Raw genomic sequence first — 26,097 nt, 5'->3', positions numbered from 1 at the left:
CCGTCAGGCCGAGTGCGTGTCGGCCACGGGGCGCGCGCGCCACGCGACGCGGGCGGAGTCAGCCGCGAGCTCCGGGCTCATCCTGCCCAGGCGCTCGGCGCGTCCGTCGCGGAAACCGGCGACGAGCAGCTTCCGCATGGTCGAGCGAGGTCTCGCCAGCATCCACGCGATCAGGAAGTACGCGTAGTCGGCTCGCGCGTCACGGCGCAGCCGCGCACGATGCCGCGGATGACGTCGTCCCACGACGATTCGATTCCGCGCCCTGTAGTAGTACCGGAACGGCGTGCTCAGGGTGAGGGTGGGCAGCAGCGCACCCAGCGGGCCCGGGATGCGGTAGCGCGCACCCAGGCGGTGCGGCAGCCTCAGGCCGGGGGCGACGATGCACGGGAGAACGGCGTCGAGGCAGCGGAGCTCGAAGTCCGTGTCCACGAGGTCGATGAACAGTGACTCGTCCATCAGGCCGACTCGTTCGATCACCTCCGCCGGAAGGTACATGCCCGACTGGATCGCGTGCGCGGCCGAGACGACCCCGTGTGCGGTCGAAGGCCCGGCCTGCGAGACGTCGGCGAAGAATTCCGGAACGACGGGCCCGGCGGGCACACCGTTCTCGCGGGCATGATCGTGCGCGGCGACGAGAGCCGCGACGAAGCCGGAGGAGATCGTGGAGTCCTGGTCGAACGTCACGACGGCGCTCGCACCGGCGTCGAGGGCGCAGCGGATGCCATGATTCAGTGCGGCGCCGATGCCGCTGTTGCTCTCCAACGCGATGACGCGTGCTCCGGTCGATGCGATGTCCGCGCGGATCGCATCGAACTCCGGGCCGCTGCCGTCGTCGACCACGACGATCCCGGTCACCTGGGGTGCGAGCTGGGCGAGAAGCGGAGGCACCTGCGAGGGGCGATGCACCGTGACGACCGCCCAGACGACGCCGCTGCGGGCTCCGGACGTCATGCCGGGGGAGTGCTGTCGGCGTCGCGGCCGCGGTTCTGCGCTTCCAGAGCGGCGATGCGGCGGTCCAGTCTGTCGACTTCGGCGCGTGAGAGCGCTGCCTCCTCCGCGACGCGGCGGATCTCGTCCTCCGCCTGGGAGAGCTCCCACGAGAGGTGCAGCGCAACGCCGAGGAGAAGGGTGATCGCGAGGGCGAACAGCAGATTGGCGGGCACCTGCACGCCGAGGAGCGATGTCGCCCACAGCAGGAGCTGCGGGAAGATCCCGAGCAGCAGGACGCTCAGCGCGATGACGATCCACATCACCGCGTACTTCTCGCGGAGGCGTCGCGTCAGGAGCATCCAGAACACGAGAGCGAGGATGACGAGTGCGAGAGCGATCCCGACGATGACGATCATCGTGCCACCTCCGGTTCGCCGACAGGCGTCGATCGATTCGTCGAACCCGTGCGTCGCAGCATCGCCAGACCGAGGGTGAACACCGAACGCAGCAGATAGATCGATGCTCCGATCGGGCCCTGGCTCGGGGTTCCGTGCACGCGCGGCCGCATGGCCACCGGCACCTGCGTCACCGTCAATCCGGCGTGGCACGCGGCGACGAGGGAGTCGATCGTGTCGCCGAGGTACTCAGCGGGGTAATAGCGGACGTACTGGTCGATGGCTCTGCTGTTGGCGGCGCGGAAGCCACTCGTCACGTCGGTGAGACGGGTCTTGGCGACCCTGGACACGGTCTTCGCCAGGAACACCATCGCCCAGTGGCGCGGGCCGCGCACCGCATAGTCGCCGACGTCCGCGAAACGAGCGCCGATCGAGATGTCCGCGGTGTCGAGACCGCTGAGGACCCGAGCGATGTCCACCGGATTGTGCTGACCGTCGGCGTCCACCTGGATCGCGCGGGTGTAGCCGTGGCGCTTCGCGTAGGTGAAGCCGGTGCGCATGGCTCCGCCGACGCCGAGATTGAAGGGGAGCGAGACCACCGTCGCGCCCGCGTCTCGTGCGACGGCGCCCGTGTCATCGGTGGATCCGTCGTCGACGACGAGCAGATCGAAGTCGGCGCTCGCGGCCCGGATCTCGTGCACGGTGCGTCCGACGTTGCGGGCCTCGTTCCATGCGGGGACGATCACGAGGACACGGTCCGACGACAAGCTCATAGTCCACCGATCCTATCCGATCGGCTGAACGCGACGATCACGTGATCGGGGTGCCGATCGAGTAGTCGCCCTTGAATGCGGGGGCGAGCTGGAGCACAGCGGGTGCGCGCCCCCCGCCGAGTCGGAGCAGAACACCGATCGACGTCACATGCCTGAGCTTGCCGTTCTCGTAGAGGTAGATCTCCGGGGCGCCGGTGAACTGCACGAAGTCGGTTCCGCTGGTGAGCAGCGGCGACCCGATCTTGAACCGCGAGAGCTGTTCACCCGGGAGCACCTGTTCCCGCGGCGCAGTTCCGCCGTTCAGCTGGAGCAGAGTCTTGATGCTGCGAACGTGACGCAGCACCCCGTTCTCGTACCGGTAGATCTCGTCGCGCCCGGTGAAGCGCACGAAGGACTTGTCGGGGAGATTCGCAGCACCCGTGCCGAACCATCGGACGGTGGCCGGCGACCAGGGGAGCACCGTCAACGGCCTGGACCCGTTGAGGTCCAGCAGAGCGGCGGGGGACTGCACATGCCGAAGGGTGCCATCCGAGACGACATAGATCTCAGGTGCACCTTGGGGCTGCACGAACAGGGGTGCCGAGACGGTCGTATTCGCCCGGGGCATCGCGCCGCATTCTCCGGCGCCGAGCTTGATCGGCTTGATACCACCGAACTGGGTACCCGACACCGGATACGCCTTGCCGCCGGCGCCGAGCAGGTTGGTGCTGCCGCACGAGACGATCGGAGTGAGTGTCGACCCGACCTTGGGGTTCGCTGCGACCGAGCTGCGTGGCACGACGGTGAGACTCGTGGCGCCGAACTCACCGGCGAGCGCGGTGCTGGGCACGTGCAGCAGGCGGTCGCCGAGGAGGGTGAGGAAGATGTCGTTCGAGTCCGCGGCGCGGATGAGGCTGTTCGCCTTGATGACGAGGAGGCCGTTGCCGATCGCCGCAGCCGCGGAGGGCTTCATCGAGGCGACGTATCCCGACGTGCCCTTGGAGACCTCGAGCCACGTCTGCTGGTTCGCGACGTGCCTGCGCACACCGCTCTGATACAGGTAGACCTCGGGATCCGATCCCGAGCGGAAGAACGAGCCGACGGGGGCGCCCTCGGAGAACCGGTCCGCGGTGGCGCCGCTGAGGTTGACGTACGAGCTGAACGAGTAGCCGAACAGGGCGACCTGCGCCGCGTCGACGAAACGATGCCGGGTGCCGTCCGGTTCCAGGAGATACAGCGTTCCCGTCCGGGGGTCATGCACGTATCGCGTGACCGGCTTGCCCTCGGGCATCGGGTCGAGGTACGACGCCGACACGGACACCGCGCCGCCGAGCCTCGACCGCAGAGCGACGAGATCCTCCGCCGCGACGACATGGTGGCGCATGCCGGACTGCACGAGGTAGATCTCCGCGCGACCCGGAACCTGCGCGAGGGTGGCCGGAGCACCCCCCGTCGTCTGCGTGCTGCCGAACCAGTCGGTGAAGAGCTGGTAGAAGTTGCGGTTGCCGTAGCTGGAGCACCCGTCGCCGGTGCCGTATCCGGCGTTGAGCGCCGCGCGGTTCGGCTGGTAGGGCGTGTAGTAGTACAGAGCGGCGGTCGCCTTGTTCTCGACGCGGACAGGAGCCGATCCGCATGCCCGGTTGGGGTGGTAGAGGATGTTCCAGGTCTTCCCCGGCGCGTAGTAGGTGAACCACCGGCCCTCGGCGTAGATCTGCATCTGCCTGGCCGCACCGTAGATCTGGTAGAAGAAGCCTGCGTATGCCGGATCGCACGCCGCGGTGTCGGGGCAGCCCTGACCGAGAGCCATGTCGTAGCGCCAGGTGCTGGGCCACGTGTGCGTGACGAGGCTCTGCTCCTTCTCGAGCATCACGATGAGCACCCGCGGGTTGATGCCACAGGACTGTGCGACCCGAGCGATGATCGTCGCCGCCGATTCGTTCGGCGCTCCGGAATAGCCACGGCAATAGCTGTCCGCCGGGCGGTTGGGCGTGTTCTGGCGGTAGTCCTTGAGGCAGACGTATCCGCTGCGGCACGACGCCACCTTCCCGCGGAAGAACGAGTCGATCTGGCCGGCGGACATGGTGTCGCTCTGGAAGAACACGCTGTCGGAGATGATGTTGCCCGGCTTGAACTGCGCGAGGTTCGCCGTATCGCGGATGCTGGTGTCCGCTGACCCCGTCACGGCCGTCGAGGACGTCATCGCTGCCGCAGCAGTCGACACAGCGCCGCGGGAAGTTGACGAGACGGCGCTTGCCGGCGTCGCCACGAGCAGGGATGCGGCGAAGACGACAGCCGCTGCACTGGCGATGAGGCCGAGCAGATGGGGGGATTTTGAGCCGGTCACCTGCTCATTGTGACGGAAATGCACAGACGATGCCAGTGTGAACGATGTGACGTAAGTAAATCGTGCCTTTCTGAGTCCCAGCTGGGATGTGGCACGATATGGGGGTGAAAGGCATTATTCTCGCTGGCGGCTCCGGAACTCGACTGCACCCGATCACGATCGGCATCTCCAAGCAGCTCATTCCCGTGTACGACAAGCCGATGGTCTACTACCCGCTGTCGACGCTGATGCTCGCGGGGATCCGGGACATCCTGATCATCACCACGCCGCACGACGCCGAGCAGTTCGAGCGGCTGCTCGGAGACGGCTCGCAGTTCGGGGTGAACCTCACCTTCGCCCAGCAGCCCTCGCCGGACGGCCTGGCACAGGCCTTCGTCATCGGCGCGGACTTCATCGGCGACGACAAGGTCGCCCTCGTGCTCGGCGACAATCTGCTCTACGGTCCGGGCCTCGGTACGCAGCTCAAGCGGTATACCGACGTCGAAGGCGGCGCCGTGTTCGCGTACTGGGTGGCGGAGCCGAACGCCTATGGAGTCGTCGAGTTCGATGCCGACGGTCGTGCCGTCTCTCTCGAGGAGAAGCCCGCGCAGCCCAAGAGCAACTACGCCGTCCCCGGTCTCTACTTCTACGACAACGACGTCGTCGAGATCGCCCGGTCACTCGAGCCCAGCGCACGCGGCGAGTACGAGATCACCGACATCAACCGCGCCTATCTCGAACGGGGCGGACTCCAGGTCGAGGTCCTCCCGCGCGGTACGGCGTGGCTCGACACCGGGACCTTCGATCAGATGTCGGATGCCGGCGACTACGTGCGCACCATGGAGCGTCGCACGGGTCTGCGCATCGGCGTCCCCGAGGAGGTCGCCTGGCGACAGGGCTTCCTCTCCGACGACGAACTCCGAGACCGGGCCACGAAGCTCGTGAAGTCCGGCTACGGCACCTACCTGCTCGAGACCCTGGAAAGAGGTCGTTGATGTCGAACATCCTCGTCACCGGAGGCGCCGGTTTCATCGGATCCAACTTCGTCCACTATGCGGTCGACAACACCGATCACGCGGTCACGGTTCTCGACGCGTTGACGTACGCCGGCAACCGGGCCTCGCTTGCGGGGCTCCCCGAAGACCGCGTGCGGTTCGTGCACGGCGACATCACCGACGCCGAGCTCGTCGACACGCTGACCGCCGAGGCGGATGCGGTCGTGCACTATGCGGCGGAGTCGCACAACGACAACTCGCTGCACAGCCCGCGTCCGTTCCTGGACACGAACATCATCGGCACCTACACGCTGCTCGAAGCCGCGCGTCGCCATGAGACGCGGTTCCACCACATCTCGACCGACGAGGTCTACGGCGACCTCGAGCTCGACGATCCCGAGCGGTTCACCGAGCAGACCCCGTACAACCCGTCGTCGCCGTACTCGTCGACCAAGGCCGGCAGCGACCTGCTCGTGCGCGCCTGGGTGCGCTCGTTCGGCGTGCAGGCGACGATCTCGAACTGCTCCAACAACTACGGCCCGTACCAGCACGTCGAGAAGTTCATCCCGCGGCAGATCACCAACGTCATCCGCGGCATCCGTCCCAAGCTCTACGGTGCCGGCGAGAACGTCCGGGACTGGATCCACGCCAACGATCACTCGTCCGCCGTGCTCACGATCCTGGAGAAGGGGCGCATCGGCGAGACCTACCTGATCGGTGCCGACGGCGAGCGCAACAACAAGGACGTCGTCGAGCTCATCCTCGAAGAGATGGGCCAGCCGCGGGACGCGTACGACCACGTCACCGATCGCGCCGGTCACGACCTGCGCTACGCGATCGATTCCACCAAGCTGCGCACGGAGCTGGGCTGGAAGCCGGAGTTCGCGGACTTCGAGTCCGGACTCGCGGCGACCATCCAGTGGTACCGCGACAACGAGTCGTGGTGGGCGGCGTCGAAGGACCAGACCGAGGCCTTCTACGCCTCGAAGGGACAGTGACCCGGTGAGCGAGATCGACTTCGGCAAGCCCCTGAGTCGCACCGAGACGACGATCCCCGGGCTCGAGATCTACGATCTGCCCGTCCACGGCGATTCGCGGGGATGGTTCAAGGAGAACTGGCAGCGCGAGAAGATGACCGCACTCGGGCTCGCCGATTTCGGCCCGGTGCAGAACAACGTCTCGTTCAACGATGCCGTCGGCACGACCCGCGGGATCCATGCGGAGCCGTGGGACAAATGGGTGTCGATCGCGACGGGCCGGATCTTCGGGGCCTGGGTCGATCTGCGTGAGGGCCCGACCTTCGGGGCGGTCTTCACCGCGGAGCTCGACCCCTCGAAGGCGATCTTCGTCCCGCGGGGAGTCGGCAACTCGTATCAGACCCTTGAGCGCGATACCGCGTACACCTACCTCGTGAACGACCACTGGTCGCCGGATGCCACCTATTCGTTCCTGAACCTCGCAGACGAGACCGCCGCGATCGAGTGGCCGATCCCGCTCGCAGAGGCGGAGGTGTCTGCGAAGGACCTCGCGCATCCGCGTCTCGCGGAGGTCGAGCCCGTCGCCCCGAGGAAGACCCTGGTGGTCGGCGCGGGCGGCCAGCTCGGGACTGCACTGCGGGCCGAGTTCGAGGGCGTCCAGAGCGTCGAATTCACGACTCGCGCCGATTTCGACCTGGGGTCGGCGACTCTGGCGGATGCGCGCCGCTGGCGCGACTACGACACGATCATCAACGCGGCCGCGTACACGGCGGTCGATCGTGCCGAGACGCCCGAGGGCAGGCGCGATGCGTGGACCGTCAACGCTGCGGGGCCTGCGGCTCTGGCCCGCATCGCCGCCGAGCACGGGATAACCCTCGTGCACGTGTCGAGCGATTACGTCTTCGACGGGTCAGCCGACCGACCGTACACGGAGAGCGACGCGGTGAGCCCGCTCGGCGTCTATGGTCAGACGAAGGCGGCCGGCGATCTCGCGGTCTCCACGGCCCCTCGCCACTACATCATCCGCACCTCCTGGGTGATCGGGAGCGGTGGCAACTTCGTCAGCACCATGGCGTCTCTGGCCGCCAAGGGCGTCGACCCCCAGGTCGTCGACGACCAGCGGGGCAGGCTGACCTTCGCGACCGAGATCGCGCGTCTCATCCGCACCCTCGTCGAGACGCGTCCGGCGTTCGGGGTCTACAACCTCACATCCGAGGGCGACACCGTGACCTGGGCCGACATCGCCCGCCGGGTGTTCGAGCTCGTCGGCCATGATGCAGCCCGAGTCACGGGTGTCTCGACGGCCGAGTACTTCGCCGCGGCGACCACGCCCGTCGCTCCGCGCCCGGCCAACAGCGTGCTCGATCTGAGGCGAGTGCAGAGCATCGGCTTCACGCCTCGTGACGGCGACGAACTCCTCCGGGAGTATCTCGCGTCGTGACCGTGTCGTTGCGGAGCGTCGATGCTCCGACCGCGGCATCGAAGGCGCGGGTGTTCCGAACCGATATCCAGGCGCTTCGCGCCGTGGCGATCGGCCTCGTGGTCATCAACCACCTCTGGCCGGTGCGTCTTTCCGGCGGGTACGTGGGGGTCGATGTCTTCTTCGTGATCTCGGGCTTCCTGATCACGGGACACCTCGTCGGGGAGATGACACGGACCGGGGGAGTGCGGCTCGGCGCGTTCTACGCGCGAAGGATCCGACGGCTCCTCCCCGCGGCACTGCTCGTGCTGGCCGTGTCCCTCGCCCTGCTCGTCCTCTTCCTGCCGTACCCGAGGTGGGAACGGGGCGCGTGGGAGGTCGCTGCGAGTGCGGGATACGTCGAGAACTGGTTCCTGGCGTCGATGTCCGTCAACTACTCGGCGCTCAACGACGCGGCGAGCGTCGTTCAGCACTACTGGTCGCTGTCGGTCGAGGAGCAGTTCTACATCGTCTGGCCCGTGCTGCTCGTCGCCGCCCTCGCCGTGTCGCGGCGCACCGGACGACCGGACACGAGGCGCCGAGTCAGAACCCGGACCGCCACCGCACTCATCGCAGTCGTCGCGGCGGTCGGGGTCGCCTCCTTCATCGCCAGCATCGTCTATACGGTCGTGGCTCCGCCTCAGGCGTACTTCGCGACGTTCACGCGCGGATGGGAGTTCGCCGTCGGCGGGGCGGTCGCGCTGTGGGGCAGTCGGATCCCGCTCGGACGCGCCGCCGCCGACATCGTCAGCCTTCTCGGGTTCGGCCTCATCATCGCGGCCGCCTTCTTCTATGATCATGCGACCTCTTTTCCGGGGTACGCCGCGCTGGTACCGGTTCTCGGCACCGCAGCCGTGATCCTCGCCGGAAACGCGCATGCGTCTCTCTGGCATGCGAGGGCGACCGCTCTGAGACCCGTGCAGTGGGTCGGCGGGATCTCGTATTCGCTCTATCTGTGGCACTGGCCGCTCATCGTCGTGGCCCCGTTCATCATCGGCGGGGAAGCGACCACGCTCTCGAAGGTCGCGGTGCTCGCCATCTCGCTGGTGCTGGCCGCGTTGACGAAGCGGTTCGTCGAGGACGCAGGACAGACCTGGGGGTACTGGCGGGGTTCGTCGCGCCGTGCATTCGGGCTCATGGTCACCGGGATGCTGGTGATCGCGGCGCTCGTGGCCGGCGTCCTCGCGTCCTACTCCGCGCGCGTCGCCGCCGACAGCCCGCCCGAGGACGTCGTCGCGTCGGCATGCGAGGGGCCTGCGGCGCTCGCTCCGGGGGCCGAGTGCGTCGACCCTTTCGGGGCCGCGGACTATTCGATGATGACGAAGAAGAACGAGTACTTCTACACGCCGAAGGAGTGCGGCGAGTTCCTGCCGATCCTCACCTTCGGCGACCTCAAGACCACGCACGAGTGCGACTTCTCGCGCGGAGTCGAGGATCCGACGAGAGTCTGGCTGATCGGCGATTCCCACGCCCAGCAGTGGCAGGGAGCCGTGTTCGACATCGCCGAGGAGAAGGGCTGGATCGTCGACACGAGTTTCTACGGCGGGTGCCCCGTGGCCGACGTCGAGTTCATCGGGTTCCGCAGCGCGTGGGGCGCCGCCGATGTCGAGCGGTGTCGCGAGTGGTCGAGCGACCTCGCCGACACGGTCGCGGAGGAGGACCCTGACCTGGTCATCACCGCGATGGCGTCGCGACTCCAGCTGGTGGACGACGGGAGCGACCGGCCGCAGATCGATCAGATGTCGGACGGGTTGCTGAGGTACTGGACGCGCTGGAGCGACGAGGGGATCAAGGTGCTCGCCCTCGCCGACCCTCCGTTCAACGCCGAGGTGCGAAACCCCGACTGCGTGCTGCACAATGCCCAAGAGCCGCAGGCGTGCGCACGTCCTCGAGGCGAGGCGCACCCCGTCGACCCCATGGTCGTCGCGGGTGCGGCGGCGAGGTCCCCGTCGATCAGCGTGCTGGATCTGACCGATCGATTCTGCGACGCAGCCTCGTGCTACGCGGTGGTGGGCGGCATGCCCGTCTACTACGACGCGGACCACTTGAATCTCGAATACTCCAGACTGCTCGGAAGCGAGATCGAGGCAGCGGCCGAGCGACTGCTCGCCGCGGGCGGCTAGGCTGACAGAGGCACACGGTCGACCCGAGACGACTGCGGCGAGCCCCACCGCCGGTACGCCACCCCTCATGAAGACGACGCACCCGACATCGCTTGCACCTGCATCGGCCGACACCGGACCACCGCTCGCCCGCCGTGCCGACATCGACGGTCTTCGCGCGCTCGCGATTCTGCTGGTCGTCGCGTACCACGTGTGGTTGGGCCGTGTCTCGGGCGGCGTCGACGTCTTCCTGATGGTCTCCGCCTTCTTCCTCACCGCGTCGTTCGTGCGGCGAGTCGAGTCGCAGCGTCCGCTCGCCCTGTCATCCTTCTGGCTGCGGAGGTTCCGGCGGCTGCTGCCCGCTGCGGCAGTGACGATCCTCGGGGTACTCGGCGTCGCGCTCTCCGCGTATCCGCAGACCGAGTGGCCGCGTGTCTGGCGTGAAGCCTGGTCGAGTCTCTTCTACGTCGAGAACTGGACGCTGGCCCTCTCAGAGGTCGACTACTACGCGCGCGACTCCGTCACTCCGAGTCCGTTCCAGCACTTCTGGTCGCTGTCGGTGCAGGGACAGGTCTTCGTCCTGTGGCCGCTCATCATCGCCGCGGTCTGGCTGGTTCTCCGCCGTCGGCGGCACCTCGTCATCCCTGCTCTGGCCATCGTCTTCGGGGTGATCTTCGTCGCCTCGCTCGGGTTCTCCATCGTCGAGACGATGCGTGCCCAGTCCTTCGCCTACTTCGACACCCGTACGCGACTGTGGGAGTTCGCCGCCGGCTCACTCGTCGCCATCGCTCTCCCGTACGTCCGCGTGCGACCGTCGATCGCGGCACTCCTCGGCTGGATCGGGATCATCGGCATCGTGATGTGCGGGATCGTGCTCGACGTGCAGGGCGGATTCCCCGGCTACCTCGCCCTGTGGCCGGTGGTGTGCACGGCGCTCGTCATCATCGCCGGACGCGACGCCCCTCGCGGCGGCCCGGCGATGATCCTCGAATCCGCACCGCTGCGCTTCGTCTCGCGCGACGCCTATGCGCTGTACCTCGTCCACTGGCCGGTGCTCGTGACCTGGATGATGCTGAGCGGCAGGTCAGCGCCGGGATGGCTCGCGGGAGCCGGCATCGTCGTGGTCTCGTTCGTGCTGGCGCGGATCGTGTCGGCGCTCGTCGAGCGGCCGATTCGCGATGCTGTCGCGCTCGGCCGCTCCCGCCGACTCGGCGTCCTCGTTCTCGCGGCCTCCGTGCTGGTGGTCGCCGCGCCCCTCGCAGCCTGGCAGATCACGATCGAGCAGCGCACGGCCGCCCTGATGGCCAGCGACAGCGGCGGATATCCGGGTGCCGCCCAGATCGACTCGCCGATCGATCTCGCCGTCACCGATCTCCCGCTGATGCCGCTCGCCACGGCGCTCGATGACGAATGGGTCGATCTGAAAGGCAGCTGCGCGGGGGAGCTCGAGCCCGTCGAGCCCGCACTGGAAGGCAGCTGCGCGCAGAACGCGACCGCAGAGGACTCCGACGCCTCGCGGGTGCTGGTCATGGGGGATTCGCACGCGCAGCAGCTCATGTCGCCTCTCACTGTTCTCGCCGACCAGCAGGGGTGGGGCCTCGTCGCCCTGCTGAAAGGCGGGTGCGCGATCGGCATCGGTGCTCCGACGTGGTCGGCGGCGGGTCCGCCCTGCGACGAATGGAGAGCTGCGGCGATCGAGTACGCGATCAGGGTGCAGCCGGATGCGGTCTATCTGGTCGTGACCCGCGCCACGCCGGCGTCTGTCGAGGTGCTCGTGGAGGGGGTTCGCGAGATCGTGGACGAGCTCACGGCGAACGGCATCCAGGTGATCGCGGTGCGCGACAATCCGCGTTTCGACTTCGACATGTACGAGTGTGTGCTGGCGGAGTCGGACGCCGGTCCCGGTGCCGACGCCGCATCGTGCGACGTGCCCGAGCTCGCCTTCGCCGACGAGGACGACTTCGCCGACCTGACGTCGGACGACGGGGTCATCGCCGTGGATTACCGCCCCTGGCTGTGTCCTGACGGCGTGTGTCGCGGATCGATCGGCAACGTCGCCGTCTACATCGACGACAACCACCTCTCCGACTCGTACGGGCGCACGCTCGCTCCCATGCTCGCGGAGATGCTGAACGTCGGAGGGCGCCTCGAAGCCGAGGCCGGCTGACGGGTCGTGGGCTGACAGGTTGCGCCGAGTGCGCTGCAGGTAGAGTTGTCTGCTGTGTGCCGCGCGACGCCGTGCGGATGTCAGCCTTGTGGGCAGAAAGCAGCAACATGGATCTTCTTGTCGTCGGGTCGGGCTTCTTCGGCCTCACCATCGCAGAACGTGCCGCCGATGCCGGCCGCAAGGTCACGGTCATCGACCGCCGCCACCACATCGGCGGAAACGCCTACAGCGAGGCGGAGCCCGAGACGGGCATCGAGGTGCACCGCTACGGCGCCCACCTGTTCCACACGTCGAACTCCACGGTGTGGGAGTACGTCAACAGGTTCACGAGCTTCACGAACTACGTGCACCGGGTCTACACGACGCACGACGGAACCGTGTTCCCGATGCCGGTCAACCTCGGCACCATCAACCAGTTCTTCCAGTCGGCCTACACACCCGACCAGGCGCGTGCCCTCGTGCGCGAGCAGGCGGGGGAGTTCGACGTCAAGACGGCGGCCAACTTCGAGGAGAAGGGCATCGCCCTCGTGGGCCGTCCGCTGTTCGAGGCCTTCTTCCGCGACTACACCGCCAAGCAGTGGCAGACGGATCCGCAGAAGCTCTCCGGCGACATCATCAGCCGCCTGCCCGTGCGCTACACGTACGACAACCGCTACTTCAACGACACGTGGGAGGGGCTGCCGACGGACGGGTACACCGCATGGATCGAGCGGATGGCTGATCACCCCAACATCGAGGTCAAGCTGAACGTCGACTTCTTCGACGAGGGTCAGCCGTTGAACAAGAAGGCGACCGTCGGGCAGCTGCCCATCGTCTACACGGGGCCCGTGGACCGCTACTTCGACTACACCGCGGGCGCCCTCAGCTGGCGCACGCTCGACTTCGAGCAGGAAGTGCTGAACGTCGGCGACTTCCAGGGCACCAGCGTGATGAACTATCCCGACATGGACGTGCCCTACACGCGGATCCACGAGTTCAAGCATTTCCACCCGGAGCGCAAGGACGTCTACGAGTCGGACAAAACCGTCATCATGCGCGAGTTCTCTCGATTCGCGAATCGCGAGGACGAGCCGTACTACCCGGTGAACACCCCGACCGACCGCGACGGCCTGCTCGCGTACCGCGAGCTCGCGAAGGGCGAGAAGGACGTGCACTTCGGCGGACGTCTGGGCACCTATCAGTACCTCGACATGCACATGGCCATCGGCTCGGCGCTGTCGCTGTGGAACAACTCGCTCTCGTAGACTCGACACCGTGAGTCACGCTGCTGTCGGGGCGCCCGGGACGCCCCGGCGCTATCTGCATTCCCTCTGGCTGTTGTCGGCCCGAGACCTCAAGGTGCGATACGCGACGAGCCTGCTCGGGTACCTGTGGTCAGTGCTCGATCCGCTCGTCATGAGCGTGATCTACTGGTTCGTCTTCACGCAGATCTTCAACCGCGACGTCGGCGAGGACCCGTACATCGTGTTCCTCATCAGCGCTCTGCTGCCCTGGGTGTGGTTCAACACCTCGGTGACGGACTTCACGCGCGCGTTCAAGAAGGATGCGCGCCTCGTGCGATCCACGGCGATCCCGCGCTCGATCTGGGTGAACCGCATCGTGCTGAGCAAGGGTGTCGAGTTCCTCTGCTCACTGCCGGTGCTCGCCGCGTTCGTGATCATCAATCTGCTCGTCGAACAGGATCCGGCGCATACGGTGCAGGTCGGCTGGGGCATCCTCTGGATGCCGGTCGCGGTCTTCCTTCAGGCCGTCCTCCTCATCGGACTCGGGCTGCTGGTCGCACCGCTCTGCGTCATGTTCGTCGACCTCGAGCGCACGACCGCGCTGATCCTGCGGGCGATGTTCTACGCGACGCCGATCATCTACAACGTCACCGACCTCCCCGGCATCTTCCAGACGCTCGGCGCCTTCAACCCGCTCGCCGGGATCTTCATGCTCTACCGGATGCCGTTCTTCCCGGACCAGTGGAACCTCTTCACCCTGCTCGTCAGCGTGGGGATGACCATCGTCATCCTGGCGCTCGGCGTGTGGACCTTCAGATCCCTCGAGCGCACCGTGCTGAAGGAGCTGTGATGCCCGTCGCCATCGAGGCCAGGGACCTGGGAGTCCATTTCCGCCGGAACCGCCGCGGCCGCCGGAACTTCAAGGACCTTTTCGCCGGAGCATCGCGGCGGTCGCGTCCCGGTGAGTTCTGGGCCTTGCGCGATGTCTCCTTCACGGTGCAGCAGGGTGAGTCGATCGGGGTCGTCGGTCGCAACGGGCAGGGCAAGTCCACGCTCCTGCGCCTCGTTGCGAAGGTGCTCCTCCCCGACGAGGGCGCGGTGACCGTGCACGGTGGTGTGGCCCCTCTGATCGAGATCACGGGCGGGTTCGTCGGCGATCTGACCGTCCGCGAGAACGTCGCTCTGATGGCGGGGCTGCATGGCATGTCGCGCGCCGACGTGTCGCGACGGTACGACGGCATCATCGAGTTCGCGGAGCTCGCGGGCTTCGAGGACACACCGTACAAGCACCTGTCGAACGGAATGAAGGTGCGTCTGGCGTTCTCCGTCGTCTCTCAGCTCGACGAGCCGATCCTGCTGGTGGACGAAGTGCTCGCGGTCGGCGACAAGTCGTTCAAGGACAAGTGCTACAGGCGCATAGACGAGCTGCTCGCCGAGGGTCGCACGCTGTTCTTCGTCAGCCACAGCGAGCGGGACCTCCGCCGCTTCTGCACCCGCGGTCTCTATCTCGACAAGGGCGGGCTCGTGCTCGACGGCCCGATCGCGGACGTCCTCGATCGATACAACGCGGACTACAACCGCGGCTGACGCGAGTCGATCGCGGAGCGCCCGGTCATTCGCCGAGCTTCTTCTGCTCCACGTGGGCGTTGATGCCGGCGAGCTCGGGATGCGCGTCGAGCACGGCCACGATCTCGCCGACGTCCAGCGCGGCGGCGTCGTGCTCCTCGATGAGGGTGCGGATGACCGTCAGGTCTTCGGGCGTGTCCAGAGTCACCCGATATCGCGATGCGTCGGCGTCCTGGGTGATCGAGTGGATGCTCGCTCGCGGCGAGCCGCCCGCGTAGAGATAGGGGGTGACGTGCTCACGCTCGGCCGGATCCGTGGCGTTCTCGTCGGCTTCCGCGAGAGCACTGGCGGAGAACACCTCGAAGTCGAAGCCCCGCGGATACGTGCGTGTGAGCACGTTCGAGACGTGGGCGTGAGGATCATCGAGCTCGAGGAATCGTCCGACGCCCCGGGTGATCACCGCCGGATCGATCAGCGGGCAGTCAGACGTCACTCGCACGACGACGTCGAGGGCGGAGGCGGAAGCCGCTCCAGCGAATCGACTCAGCACGTCGGCCTCGCTGCCGCGGAACACCTCGACGCCCCGCGCATTCCCGAGGGCGGCGAGCGGGTCGTCTGCAGCATTCGTCGTGGTGGCGAGGATGATCGGCAGGCCGGTGGTGGCGAGCCTGTCTATGTGGTGATCGAGCATCGAGCGGCCGCCGGCAGGGATCAGCACCTTCCCGGGAAGGCGGGTGCTGGTCATCCGCGCCTGCGTGATGATGCCGATCCGCGTCAACGCAGGGCCCTTAGAAGCGACTCGACGACCTGGTCGGCCTGGTCGTCGCTGAGCTCGGGATGGATGGGGAGCGAGAGCTCCTCGGCGTAGAACGCCTCCGCATTGGGGCACATGCCGCGACGATAACCGGCATCCGCATACACGGGATGCCAGTACACGGGCATGTAGTTCACCTGCACACCGATGCCGTCCGCCCGCATGCGGTCGAAGACCTCTCGACGGCGCTCATCGAGGATCCGCACCGGGTACAGATGCCGGATCAGCTCGACATCGTCGCGCTGGATCGGGGTCCGAACGCCGTCGACCCCGGCGAGAGCCGCGTCATACCGGCGGGTGATCTCCGCGCGACGTCTCCTGAACGTGTCGAGCCGTGCGAGCTGGGCGATCCCGAGCGCACAGGCGATGTCATCGAGTCGGTAGTTGAACCCGAACTCGTGGACCTCCTGATGCCACGCGCCCTCGGTCGTGACCTCGAAGCGATCGGCGTCCCGCACCAGCCCGATGAAGTGGAACTCATGCGCCTTCTGCGCGAGGAGCGGATCCTTGGCGACGAGCGCGCCGCCCTCGCCGGTCGTGAGGTTCTTCGTGGGGAAGAACGAGAAGGTCGTCAGATCGGCGAGATCGCCCACGGGCCGGCCCCTGTAGCTGCTTCCGATCGAGTGTGCGGCGTCGTCGAGGACCAGCGCACCGACTCTCGCGGCTGTGGCGGCGAGCCTGTCGTAGTCGGCGGGGTGGCCCGCGTAGTCGACGGCGGCGATCACCTTCGTGCGCTCATCGACGAGCGCGTCGACCGCATCCGGATCGATCAGTGCGGTGTCCTCCTCGACGTCGGCGAACACGATCTTCGCCCCGAGGACGGAAGCCATCGCCGTCGTGGCGATGAACGTCATCGGCGTCGACACGACCGTGTCACCCTGCGAGACGCCCGCGGCCGCATACGCCATGTGGAGCGCGGCGGTTCCGGACGTCGCGGTCACCGCCCGGTGCCCTCCGGCGACCTCGCCGAGCCGTGCCTCGAAGGCGGCGACCGCCGGACCTGTCGTCAGCCAGTCGCCCCGGAGGACCTCGACGACGGCCTGGATGTCGTCTTCGGAGATCGACTGCCGTCCATAGGGCAGCACCGTCAGATCCCCGCTTCGATGATCTCGGCGATCTCCTGCTGCGAATACCACTGGTCGTTGCTGTCGGAGCGGTAGGCGAAGCCTTCCGGCACGGGCACCGCCCCTGCCGGCATCCGGTAGCCCCAGGACGCGAGGTCGGGCTGGATGATGAAGTACTTGCCGTCGCTGACCGTGACCGCTCGACGGCCCTCCTCAGGGCTGATCATCTCTTCGTGGAGCTTCTCGCCGGGCCGGAGACCCACATCGACGAGGTCTGCTCCCGGCACGACGGCGTGCGCGAGGTCCGTGACCTTCATCGACGGGATGCGGGGCACGAGCAGTTCGCCCCCCTGCATGAGCTCGAACGTGTCGACCACCATCTCGACCGCCTGCGGGAGCGTGATGAAGAACCGCGTGCACCGCAGGTCGGTGATCGGAAGAGGCTTGCCCTCGGAACCCAGACGCGAGAAGTACGGGATGACGGATCCGCGCGACCCCATGACGTTGCCGTAACGGACCACTGCGAATCGTGTGTCGTATGCGGCAGCGTAGTGATTGCCCGTGATGAAGAGCTTGTCGGCGGTGAGCTTGGTCGCGCCGTACAGGTTGATGGGACTCGAGGCCTTGTCGGTCGACAGTGCGACCACGCGCTTCACACCGGCGTCGATCGATGCCTCGATGACGTTCTGGCTGCCCAGGATGTTGGTCTTCACGAACTCGAACGGGTTGTACTCGGCGGTGTCCACCTGCTTGAGGGCAGCGGCGTGCACCACGTAGTCGACGCCGTGCAGCGCGCGAGCGAGACGCCTCTCATCGCGGATGTCGCCGATGAACCACCGCAGTCGAGGGTCGTCGCCGAACTGCTGTCGCACCTCGTACTGCTTGAGCTCGTCCCGCGAGAAGATGACGAGACGCCGGGGATTGATGTGGGTCAGGGCGTGACGTATGAACGCCTTGCCGAATGACCCGGTGCCGCCAGTGATGAGGATGCTCGCGCCCTCGAGAACCGACACTCTGTCTCCTCAGCGTTGTCGTGATGGCATGGATGCTCGGGTTGTTCCATGCCCGGCCTATCCTATCGGGTGGGCGTAGGTGCGCCCCGGAGAAGAGGGACGTGGGATGAGCGGGCGTCGGGTCCTCCTGCACTGCAACGCCGGTGTCGAGGCGGGCATGGGCCACCTCATGCGCACCCTCACGATCGCCCGCACGGCGCGTGACCGGGGATGGCAGGCGTCCGTGTTCGGTGACGTGGACGAGGTCGGTGCGGACATCCTGCGGCGGATGGACCCGGAACTCGAGCTGTTCACCCCGGACGGCGCCGCGGCGGGCCTCGACGACTTCGCCGCGCTCGGGCGGGACGCCGATGTGATCCACCTGGACACCTACCGCGAGGTCCCCGATCTCTCCGCTCTCGGACCGCTGCTCAGCAACATGCAGGATGGTCCGTTCGGAGTGCGCGATGCCGACCTCGCGATCGACGGCAATCTCGCGTCCGAGCGCACGTTCGCGAGTCCTGAACGCAGCAGAAGCCATCTGGCCGGCATCGACGCTGCGGTCGTGCGGGCTCAGGTGCTCGCACGGCGCGACGTCACGAGAACGCCATCGGCCACGCCCCGCGTGCTGATCGTCATGGGCGGCACGGATCCCCACGGGGTGACGGCGCGGGTCGTCTCCGCCTTCGATCGCATCGCCTCGCGGGTGGAGATCACGGTGATCGACCCCCGGCGCCGTCCGGACGTGCTGTCGGCCGCGAAAGCGTCGCGTCATGCCGTCGAGGTCCTCGGATTCGTCGACGATCTCCCCGCGCTCGCCGCATCGCATGACCTGGCCGTGACCGCCGCCGGCACCTCGGTCTGGGATTTCGCGTGCATGGGAGTCCCGATGGCGCTCGTCTGCGTGGCGGACAACCAGCGAGCCGGCTACCGTCAGGTGGTCGGACAGGGGCTCGCGGTAGGTCTGGGGGAGCCGCCCCACGAGGGATTCGAGGAGCGGATCGCGTCGCTCGCCGATCTCCTCGCCTCTCCCGCATCGCTCGCGGAGACGGCCGCCGAACTCAAACGGACCGTCGATGGACTCGGGAGCTGGCGGATCGTGGCGTCCTGGGAACAGCTGCTGACGACTCGCCCGTCCCTCGTGTCTCGCCCGGGCGTCGTCGCCCGCGCCGCGACCGTCGACGATGGTCCGAGGCTCTTCGAGTGGCGCAACGACCCAGGGGTCCGCCACAACTCCCGCTCCCGGGGCGAGCTCGACTGGGGGTCGCACAGCGACTGGCTCGCGCGAAGCCTGCAGAATCCCGACCGGCGGCTCCTGATCATCGAGTCCGACGGGGTCCCCGTCGCGACCTGCCGGTGGGACCGAAGGTCGGCCGACGAGTGGGAGATCTCGATCACGGTCGCCCCCGAGAGCCGGGGCCGGGGTCTGGCGGCTTCGGTGCTCGACGCCGCGGAGCGATCGCTCACCGCACGGCCGCCGGTTCGCATGGTCGCCACGGTGCATCGCGACAACACCGCGTCACGGCGATTGTTCGAACGCGCGGGCTATCTGCCGCACCTGCCGACCGACGACGCGGGCTTCGTCACCCTGGCGCGGTGGCGGCTCACGTCCGCGGAGGTCTAGAGCGCGTCCCAGGTCAGCGGGGTGCCGCGTTCCACGTCTCGCGTGAACGTTCGTCCGTTCACCAGGGCGAAGTCATCGGGGCGCAGTCCACCGGCGGGACGGATCGACCGCACGTTCTCGGGTCCCACCGTGTCGCCGGCCCGGACGTCGGCGACGACGAAGAGGGACCGTCGAAGGGCGAGGACCGCCTGTTCCTGAGCTGTCGGCCCGAACGACACACCGCTGGTCGATGCGACGCGTGCCTGCTCGGCGGCGACCACCAGTTCGCGGAATTCGTCGGGTGAGAGCGAGAAGTCGGCGTCGACGCCGCCGTCCGTGCGGTCGAGCGTCACATGCTTCTCGATCACGACCGCGCCGAGGGCGGCAGACGCGACCGCGACACCGATGCCGAGAGTGTGATCCGACAGGCCCACCGGGACGTCGAATGCATTCCGCAGCGCCTCGATGTTGCCCAGACGCGCTTCCTCGGGGACGGCCGGGTAGGCGGCGGTGCACGCGAGAAGCACCAGCTCGGTGCCGCCGGCGCCGCGGATCGCGGTGACGGCCGCGTCGATCTCAGACAGCGTCGCCATGCCGGTGGAGACGATCATCGGCTTGCCGGTTCGGGCGACCTCGCGCAGCAGAGGCAGATCGACGATCTCGGCGGATGCCGTCTTGTACAGCTCCACGCCCAGCTCCTCGAGGAACGAGACCGAGCTCGGGTCGAACGGGGTGGAGAACGGGATGAGTCCGTGACTCCGTGCGCGTTCGAAGATCGGCGCATGCCAGTCCCAGGGCGTATGCGCCTCCTGGTAGAGCGAATAGAGGTTGCGGCCGCCCCAGAGATCGTGGTCGCTCGCGACCCGGAACGCGGGCTTGTCCGAGTCGATCGTGAGGGTGTCGGCCGTGTACGTCTGGATCTTGAGGGCGTCGGCACCGGTGGCGGCGACGGCGTCGACGATCGCGAGCGCTCGATCGAGGTCGCCGTTGTGGTTCCCTGACATCTCAGCGATCGTGAACACCGGTGAGCCGGCGCCGATGCTCGCCGTGGAGAGCTGGATGGTCTGCGAAGAAGTCACGCCGACAACTCTAGACGCGTCTCGCGCGGACTCACCGCGGTGCCGCCGGGGTAGCCGTCGGCGTGCCCTAAGCTGAGGTCTCATGGGGCGTGTGACGGAGCTTGTCGGCGATGACAGGGCGGCGGCTGGTGAGGCCGAGTTCTACGACCGACTCCGTCCGCTCGTCACGACCTACGGGCGAGCGGACCCGGTGCGTCGGATCGCGGTCGTCGGCAACCAGCCTCTCGAGCCGTCGGACGAGCGCGCCGAGCTCATCGATTCGGCAGACATCGTGTTCCGAGTCAACGGCTTTCGCGTGGACGACCTCGACGGTCCGCGGTCGGTGGGGCGCTGTGCCGATGTCGTCGTCTTCAACCGCGGTGTGCGGCCGACCCCGTGGTTCTTCGAGGGGTATTCCGAGCGCCTCTATCTGATGATCGAACCGGGGCGCCTGCTCTGGGAGAATCCGAAGCTCCCCGCCTTCTGGCCTGCAGATCTCGGGCTCGTGACGATGCCGAACCGCGAGGTGGTGCTGCCTCTCGGAGAGGCGATGGGGGCGGACCCGCGCAGCGGCGGTCAGTGGGCGACGACGGGGACCGTGATGCTGTGGATCGCGACCCGACTGTTCCCCGACGCGCTGGTCGATGCCGCCGGCTTCTCGTTCGTGGACTCCCCGGATCAGACATCCTGGAACCACGCCTACGGCGACCCATCGGCCGTGGGCGCCGAGCACCGCATCGACCTGGAATCGGAGCTCGTGCGGCGCTGGATCGAATCCGGACGCGTCAGCTACCGCCCCTGAACCACCCAGACCATCGACAATCACCCGAATGATTGAGGACTGAATGCTGAACCGACTCCGCCGCAGACTGGACGCCGTCGTCGAACGCCGTGTGGATGCGAGAGTGGACGCCCGACTCGGCCGCGCCGTCGAGCAGTTCGAGACCGCGCAGCGCGACTATGAGGCACGCCTCGCCGGCACCCAGGCCGATTTCTCGTACATCAGATCGGAGTTCGACCGCATCGCCCCTCAGCTCGCCGCGCTGGAGCAGCGCTTCGAGTGGCTCCGCGTGCGCTTGGATGTGGCTGATCTGGAACCCGACGAGGCGCTCAGCCGCGCGCAGGCAGAGCACGAGCGCGCGCGACTGCGCCTCGAACTCGCGGCGCACTACGAGGAGCGTCTTCGTCGCCTCGAGGCCGACGTCGACTGAGCCCCAGCAGGCTCGGCCGCTGCAGCGCGCTCAGAGCCCGACGAGACCGCGAAGCTGGTTCGCAGCCGCACTCGCGCGGTCGACGTTCGGCGCTCCCGCGGCCGCCTCGGACTGCAGCGCGCTGAGCGCCTGGCTGTACTCGTTCAGTGCGGCGCCCCACGCGGATTCGATCGAGGCAGGGGGAGAGATCTCGCCGAGACGCTGAGCGTCCGCCTGAAGGCTCGCGATGACCTCGGTCGCGTCCTGTCCGCTGGACTCGCTCACGATCTGGAGTCCCGTCAGGGCATCGTCGAGCCATCCCTGCACCTGCCCACGGAAAGCGTCGACCGAGGGGTCCGCGACGGGCGGCGGCGTCGTCACCGGCGTCATCGTCGGCTCAGGCTCCGCTGTCGGCTGCGGGGCCTCGGTCTGTGACGCAGACGGGGAAGGGGACGGCGATGCCGATGCCGATGCGGAAGGGGATGGTGACCCGCTGGCGCCCGGAGTCGGCGACTCGCCGCGCGGCAGGAGGAAGAACAGCAGCACGCCCACGATCACGAGGGCGGCGACGACGAGCCCGACGATGAGCCAGACACGGCCACGGTTGCGGGGCTTGGGCTCGAGCGGCGCCCAACGGAGCTCCGGCTGGGTGGGGTCGGTCATGCTGTCAGTCCTCCAGAGCGGGCATGGGCGTCCAGGAGCGATCGCGGCCGAGCTTGCCGCCCTCTCTGAGCCCCCGGAACAGATTGCTCGTTCCTCGCACGGTGCGCTCGACGAACAGCAGCCGGATGAGCTCCTTCGCGAACGTCATCGAGGTGCCCAATCCGAACAGCACGGCGTTGTAGTTGTCGTGCACGCGGTAGTAGTTCTTGAGGTACGCGCGGTTGCGCATGATGTAGAAGCGGTAGGCGTTGCTCGATGCGTTCATGTGGCGGATGCCCATGTCCCACTGCTTGATCTCACGGGTGCGACGAAGGACGAATTCGTCGACGATCACCGCCGTGGTCTTGCGCGAGGCGAGCCACCCGTACATCTGGTCGTCCCAGTAGATGAAGAAGCGGTGGTCGGGCAGGCCGATCTGCTTGACGATGGACCGGTGGATGAACATGCCCTCGAAGCATCCGCTGTTCATCTCCTTGTAGCCCGAGGCGTCGAAACCGGACGGCGCGAACGGGATCGGGATCCCCATGCGCTCGGCGATCCGGTACTGCCAGTAGAACTCGCTGCCGTCGTAGTCGTAGCGGCGCCCCTGGATGCTCTTGAACCGCGGGGCCCACTTGCCCATCTTCGCCAGACCGTCGGGCACCACCTCGACGTCGTCGTCCATCATCCAGATCCATTCGGAACCGAGCTCGTACGCCGTGCGCATGCCTTCGCTGAAGCCGCCGGATCCGCCGGTGTTCGTCTCGAGTCGCCGGTAGACGACCTCCGTGCCGAGCCGAGGACGGAAGGAGTCGACGACCTCGGTGGTGTCGTCGGACGACGCGTTGTCGATGATCACGACATGGCCCGGCTTCGGGTCCATCGCCGTGATGCTCTCGAGGAGGCCGGTCAGGAGGTGAGACCGGTTGTACGTGACGATGACGATCGTCGCGGAGGCCGGGTCGAAGGGGGCGTGAGTCACGAGGTGAAATCTCCGGAGGCTCGGGGCCCGCAGGGCGCCGCGAGCAGATCCACCCTACCCGGAGCAGTTCGGAATCCGCCGAGGGCGCGGCGGGGAGCTCAGCGTTCGGGACCCAGCGTCGGGATCGCACCGGTGTGCGCGGCGTCGATGTTCTCGCGCCACGATCTGGTCTGGCCCGCCCGCAGAGCGCACAGCACGAGCATGAACCACCCCGCGGCGACGATCGTGAAGCTCTCGAACATCGACTCCACGGCGAGCGTGACGAGCATGAGCGGCGTCCAGGCGTAGACGACCGAACGCCGCGCGCTCGCGACCAGCCACGACCGCACCGTCGCGATGCCGCCGAACAGGAGGAACAGCACGAGTCCGGCCGTGCCCAGCTGCAGGAGGACGTCGAAATACGCGTTCAAGGCGCTCTGATGGTGGTCGTCGAGCAGGAAGTTGATGTAGGTGAACGGGAACTCGCCGCGGGCCCATGCGCCGAACCAGCCCCACCCCTCCACAGGCTTGAGCGCGACGAAGTCGAGGATGGTGTTCCACAGCGTCGCCCGGATGGAGAAGTCCGAGCCGGCATCGAGCAGCGCGATGATCACGTGGCGCAGGGCGAAGGCGGCGGCGAGAGCCAGGGCGACGAGGACTCCGAGCACCCACTGAACTGCAGTGCGCCGCTCCGCGGGGGCGTGGCGGACGATGGCGAGGGCGACCGCGACGACCCCGACCGCGGCCGCGAGCACGAGCACGGTGGGGGAGGCCGAGAAGAACGCCAGAAGAGCCGCGAGCGCGATCGAGGGAATGGCGACCCGAGCGTTCAGCGACTGCGAACGCCACTCCACCACGAAGGTGATCAATGCGATCACCGTGACGAATCCGAGCATGTTCCTGCTGCCGAAGATGCCCTGCACGGGACCGCCGAGGGCCAGATCGCCCTGGATGCCGAGGAATGTGAACGGCATGTCGAGTAGAACGCCCGAGAGGATCTCCAAGCCCAGGGACACGAGAAGCAGGAACCTCAGCGAATCGCCGAGGGCGCGGACCGTCTGGAGAGTGTCGCGGATGTGGCCGACGGTGATCGCCAGGAAGGCGAAGCCGAAGAGCTCCATCCACCCGAACGCGGTCTCCGACTTGTCGGTCGTCCACGCGATGCTGACCGCCGCCCATGCGAGGAACGCCAGCAGCGAGGAGGGAGCGATCCGCAGCAGGGAGAGCTCCTCCCTGCGCACCCACAGGACGAAGGCGCCGAAGACGCACAGCACGGCGACGATCGTCGCGAGGGTGACCCGCGAGGCGATGTGCTCGATCGCGAACGACGAGAAGACCGCGGTGAGCACGGCGATCGTGTACGCGCGCGCGAACTCCGCTGAGCCGAGCAGATCGCTCAGACGACGTCCGGTCGTCACGGAACCCGCCGGCTTCGCTCGCCGCGCTCGATCACTCGCTCGCGTTCGCCGACCCCGACCAAGGGCACGACCTTGATCTTGAACGTGAGGAGGACGAGCAGCATCCACCCCCACAGCATGATGGGAGTCGACTCCGTCAAGCCCTGCACGAGCAGCACCACCGTCAACAGGCTCGGAAGCAGTGTGATCGCCGAATAGTCCCGGTCGGACCTCAGGTCCCAGCGGGGGCGGTCGACGGCGAAGAACCACGAGCGCCACAGCAGGCTGAGGTAGGCGAGGCCGACGAGGACGACGCCCACCACGCCGAGCTGCATCAAGACGTCGAGCCACATGTTGTGCGCATGGAAGACCGTGATCCCGTGGTCCTCGATCCACCCCGCGAAGGCCGGATCGAACGGGACCCACGGGCTGGAGAACCCATTGCCGAAGATCGGGTGCTCGGCCGCCCGAGCGAGGACCTTCTCCCAGATCCTGTCGGAACGTCCGGTGAGATCCGCGCTGCGTCCGATGAGCGCGAACAGAGGTTCACGCAGGAGCCACACGGCCGAGCCGATGACCACGGCGCCCCCGATGAACAGCACGTACAGCCTGGTTCGGCCGCCCGGAGACGTCGCGCGGCGCATCAGCATGGCCACGACGAGCACGACGGCGGCCGCGGCGGCGCACACGTATGCCGTCGCGGATCCGGCCCTGACGAAGAAGTACCCGGCGAGCAGGATCCACAGCGCGAGGGTGGTGCGCCAGCGAGTGCGTGCGGCGAACAGCACGCCGAAGGTGAGGATCGAGAACAGGCAGATGATGGCGAGCACGTTCGAGTTGCCCACGATGCCCTGGATCCGGCCGCCCTCGAGGAGATTGCCTCGGACCCAGTACCAGTGGGCGTTGATCTCGCCGTCCGGCCGGACGAAGAAGTTCGGCAGGATCGGAGCGTGCACCGCGAGGGCCACCCACAACTCGAGGGCGAGAGACAACCCGAGAATCCACTTGAATGCGGAGGCGAGTGCGCGCACGATCTCGTGCCAGGTCAGCACGTGGACGATGAAGAGCGCGTTCACCGTGACGGTGGCGAGCAGCACCCATGTGATGAGGGTGGCGCCGCGCCACTGAGACCACGCGATCGAGAGCAGAGCCAGAGCGGTGTACGCGACCGCCGCCCAGGGCAGGCGGCGCCACGCGAATGCGACAGGTCGTCGACGGGCGATCAGCGGCACGCCGATCGAGAGCGTGGCGATCAGGAACGCGATGAGGGTGATGAATGCGCCGATCTCGCCGACGAGATTGTACACCGCCGAGTGCGCGAACGTCGCGAAGAGCACAAGGCCGATGTACCCGCGCAGCAGAAGGTGCCCCGTGGACTCGCGCTCGGGAGCGGCGGGCGGGGCGGCGACCGGGTGCTTGGTGTATTGCGCCATCGCGTTCAGGCTACCGCGCGAAGTGTGGGGCTCACCCGATCGGGCGCTCGTGGC

The 26,097-nt window shown here is 67.4% G+C and carries 23 protein-coding genes; 11 read left to right on the top strand and 12 right to left on the bottom strand.

What is annotated here, in order from left to right:
* Nucleotides 1-3 precede the first annotated feature (3 nt).
* From AB0N61_RS08395 to AB0N61_RS08380, 4 genes are read right to left on the bottom strand one after another with little or no spacing between them, the layout of a single operon-like run.
* Entirely contained in the window at nucleotides 4-951 is a 948-nt protein-coding gene (locus AB0N61_RS08395; protein ID WP_363363089.1) for a glycosyltransferase, read from the bottom strand.
* A complete protein-coding gene (locus AB0N61_RS08390; RefSeq protein WP_167944972.1) occupies nucleotides 948-1,346 on the bottom strand; it encodes a DUF2304 domain-containing protein in 399 nt (132 codons plus the stop codon). Before AB0N61_RS08390 ends, AB0N61_RS08395 begins: the two co-directional genes overlap by 4 nt.
* Complete coding sequence (locus AB0N61_RS08385) at nucleotides 1,343-2,098, bottom strand: glycosyltransferase family 2 protein (RefSeq protein WP_167944970.1); 756 nt, start codon at nucleotides 2,096-2,098, stop codon at nucleotides 1,343-1,345. Before AB0N61_RS08385 ends, AB0N61_RS08390 begins: the two co-directional genes overlap by 4 nt.
* A 37-nt stretch (nucleotides 2,099-2,135) precedes the next feature.
* Nucleotides 2,136-4,421 carry a hypothetical protein gene (locus AB0N61_RS08380; protein ID WP_363363087.1) on the bottom strand — a complete coding sequence of 762 codons (2,286 nt, stop codon included), beginning with the start codon at nucleotides 4,419-4,421 and terminating at the stop codon, nucleotides 2,136-2,138.
* Between the two features lie 104 nt (nucleotides 4,422-4,525).
* Between AB0N61_RS08380 and rfbA the strand changes: the two genes are divergently transcribed.
* The 8 genes from rfbA to AB0N61_RS08340 all read left to right on the top strand — a co-directional run bounded on the left by rfbA (nucleotide 4,526) and on the right by AB0N61_RS08340 (nucleotide 14,910).
* On the top strand, nucleotides 4,526-5,395 hold the full coding sequence (gene rfbA, locus AB0N61_RS08375) for a glucose-1-phosphate thymidylyltransferase RfbA (protein WP_363363085.1): 870 nt from the start codon (nucleotides 4,526-4,528) through the stop codon (nucleotides 5,393-5,395).
* Nucleotides 5,395-6,393, top strand: a complete 999-nt coding sequence (gene rfbB / locus AB0N61_RS08370) for a dTDP-glucose 4,6-dehydratase (RefSeq protein WP_363363083.1) — start codon at nucleotides 5,395-5,397, stop codon at nucleotides 6,391-6,393. Before rfbA ends, rfbB begins: the two co-directional genes overlap by 1 nt.
* A 4-nt stretch (nucleotides 6,394-6,397) precedes the next feature.
* Nucleotides 6,398-7,813 (top strand): dTDP-4-dehydrorhamnose reductase, encoded by a 1,416-nt coding sequence (rfbD, locus tag AB0N61_RS08365; protein WP_363363081.1) that lies wholly within the window; start codon nucleotides 6,398-6,400, stop codon nucleotides 7,811-7,813.
* A complete protein-coding gene (locus tag AB0N61_RS08360; RefSeq protein WP_363363079.1) occupies nucleotides 7,810-9,954 on the top strand; it encodes an acyltransferase family protein in 2,145 nt (714 codons plus the stop codon). Before rfbD ends, AB0N61_RS08360 begins: the two co-directional genes overlap by 4 nt.
* Before the next feature lie 67 nt (nucleotides 9,955-10,021).
* Nucleotides 10,022-12,100 (top strand): acyltransferase family protein, encoded by a 2,079-nt coding sequence (locus tag AB0N61_RS08355; protein WP_363363077.1) that lies wholly within the window; start codon nucleotides 10,022-10,024, stop codon nucleotides 12,098-12,100.
* Between the two features lie 107 nt (nucleotides 12,101-12,207).
* A complete protein-coding gene (gene glf / locus AB0N61_RS08350) occupies nucleotides 12,208-13,344 on the top strand; it encodes a UDP-galactopyranose mutase (RefSeq protein WP_363363075.1) in 1,137 nt (378 codons plus the stop codon).
* A gap of 10 nt (nucleotides 13,345-13,354) precedes the next feature.
* Entirely contained in the window at nucleotides 13,355-14,173 is an 819-nt protein-coding gene (locus AB0N61_RS08345) for an ABC transporter permease (RefSeq protein ID WP_363363073.1), read from the top strand.
* The gene (locus AB0N61_RS08340; protein ID WP_167944949.1) at nucleotides 14,173-14,910 is read left to right on the top strand and encodes an ABC transporter ATP-binding protein; all 738 of its coding nucleotides are present in this window, start codon (nucleotides 14,173-14,175) and stop codon (nucleotides 14,908-14,910) included. The genes AB0N61_RS08345 and AB0N61_RS08340 overlap by 1 nt, the downstream gene beginning before the upstream one ends.
* Before the next feature lie 25 nt (nucleotides 14,911-14,935).
* Here the strand turns inward: AB0N61_RS08340 and AB0N61_RS08335 are convergent, their stop codons facing one another.
* From AB0N61_RS08335 to pseB, 3 genes are read right to left on the bottom strand one after another with little or no spacing between them, the layout of a single operon-like run.
* The gene (locus AB0N61_RS08335) at nucleotides 14,936-15,778 is read right to left on the bottom strand and encodes a glycosyltransferase family protein (protein WP_363363072.1); all 843 of its coding nucleotides are present in this window, start codon (nucleotides 15,776-15,778) and stop codon (nucleotides 14,936-14,938) included.
* Nucleotides 15,664-16,788: an aminotransferase class V-fold PLP-dependent enzyme gene (locus AB0N61_RS08330; protein WP_363363071.1), complete on the bottom strand. Its 1,125-nt coding sequence runs from the start codon at nucleotides 16,786-16,788 to the stop codon at nucleotides 15,664-15,666. Before AB0N61_RS08330 ends, AB0N61_RS08335 begins: the two co-directional genes overlap by 115 nt.
* 2 nt (nucleotides 16,789-16,790) lie before the next feature.
* Nucleotides 16,791-17,780: a UDP-N-acetylglucosamine 4,6-dehydratase (inverting) gene (gene pseB / locus AB0N61_RS08325; RefSeq protein ID WP_363363069.1), complete on the bottom strand. Its 990-nt coding sequence runs from the start codon at nucleotides 17,778-17,780 to the stop codon at nucleotides 16,791-16,793.
* A gap of 106 nt (nucleotides 17,781-17,886) precedes the next feature.
* On the opposite strand from pseB, the gene AB0N61_RS08320 reads away from it, so the two are divergent.
* On the top strand, nucleotides 17,887-19,383 hold the full coding sequence (locus AB0N61_RS08320; RefSeq protein WP_363363067.1) for a bifunctional UDP-2,4-diacetamido-2,4,6-trideoxy-beta-L-altropyranose hydrolase/GNAT family N-acetyltransferase: 1,497 nt from the start codon (nucleotides 17,887-17,889) through the stop codon (nucleotides 19,381-19,383).
* On the opposite strand, the gene pseI is transcribed toward AB0N61_RS08320, so the two are convergent.
* A complete protein-coding gene (pseI, locus tag AB0N61_RS08315; RefSeq protein ID WP_363363065.1) occupies nucleotides 19,380-20,441 on the bottom strand; it encodes a pseudaminic acid synthase in 1,062 nt (353 codons plus the stop codon). The genes AB0N61_RS08320 and pseI overlap by 4 nt on opposite strands.
* Before the next feature lie 91 nt (nucleotides 20,442-20,532).
* Here pseI and AB0N61_RS08310 point away from each other — a divergent pair, with 91 nt between their 5' ends.
* Both AB0N61_RS08310 and AB0N61_RS08305 read left to right on the top strand, forming a co-directional pair.
* Nucleotides 20,533-21,222 (top strand): hypothetical protein, encoded by a 690-nt coding sequence (locus tag AB0N61_RS08310; RefSeq protein ID WP_363363063.1) that lies wholly within the window; start codon nucleotides 20,533-20,535, stop codon nucleotides 21,220-21,222.
* Nucleotides 21,223-21,265: 43 nt separating this feature from the next.
* Entirely contained in the window at nucleotides 21,266-21,631 is a 366-nt protein-coding gene (locus tag AB0N61_RS08305; protein WP_363363062.1) for a hypothetical protein, read from the top strand.
* 30 nt (nucleotides 21,632-21,661) lie between these two features.
* Here the strand turns inward: AB0N61_RS08305 and AB0N61_RS08300 are convergent, their stop codons facing one another.
* From AB0N61_RS08300 to AB0N61_RS08285, 4 genes are all read right to left on the bottom strand, one after another.
* Nucleotides 21,662-22,273 (bottom strand): hypothetical protein, encoded by a 612-nt coding sequence (locus tag AB0N61_RS08300; RefSeq protein ID WP_363363060.1) that lies wholly within the window; start codon nucleotides 22,271-22,273, stop codon nucleotides 21,662-21,664.
* Between the two features lie 4 nt (nucleotides 22,274-22,277).
* The gene (locus tag AB0N61_RS08295; RefSeq protein WP_167944930.1) at nucleotides 22,278-23,234 is read right to left on the bottom strand and encodes a glycosyltransferase family 2 protein; all 957 of its coding nucleotides are present in this window, start codon (nucleotides 23,232-23,234) and stop codon (nucleotides 22,278-22,280) included.
* A gap of 98 nt (nucleotides 23,235-23,332) precedes the next feature.
* Nucleotides 23,333-24,631: an O-antigen ligase family protein gene (locus AB0N61_RS08290; RefSeq protein ID WP_363363059.1), complete on the bottom strand. Its 1,299-nt coding sequence runs from the start codon at nucleotides 24,629-24,631 to the stop codon at nucleotides 23,333-23,335.
* Complete coding sequence (locus AB0N61_RS08285) at nucleotides 24,628-26,043, bottom strand: O-antigen ligase family protein (protein ID WP_363363056.1); 1,416 nt, start codon at nucleotides 26,041-26,043, stop codon at nucleotides 24,628-24,630. The genes AB0N61_RS08290 and AB0N61_RS08285 overlap by 4 nt, the downstream gene beginning before the upstream one ends.
* Between the last annotated feature and the right edge of the window lie 54 nt (nucleotides 26,044-26,097).

The sequence above is a fragment of the Microbacterium sp. NPDC089320 genome, assembly GCF_040684875.1.
Taxonomy (GTDB): domain Bacteria; phylum Actinomycetota; class Actinomycetes; order Actinomycetales; family Microbacteriaceae; genus Microbacterium.
Note: the sequence above shows the minus strand (reverse complement) of the source record. Positions and strands in the feature narration are given on the sequence as shown.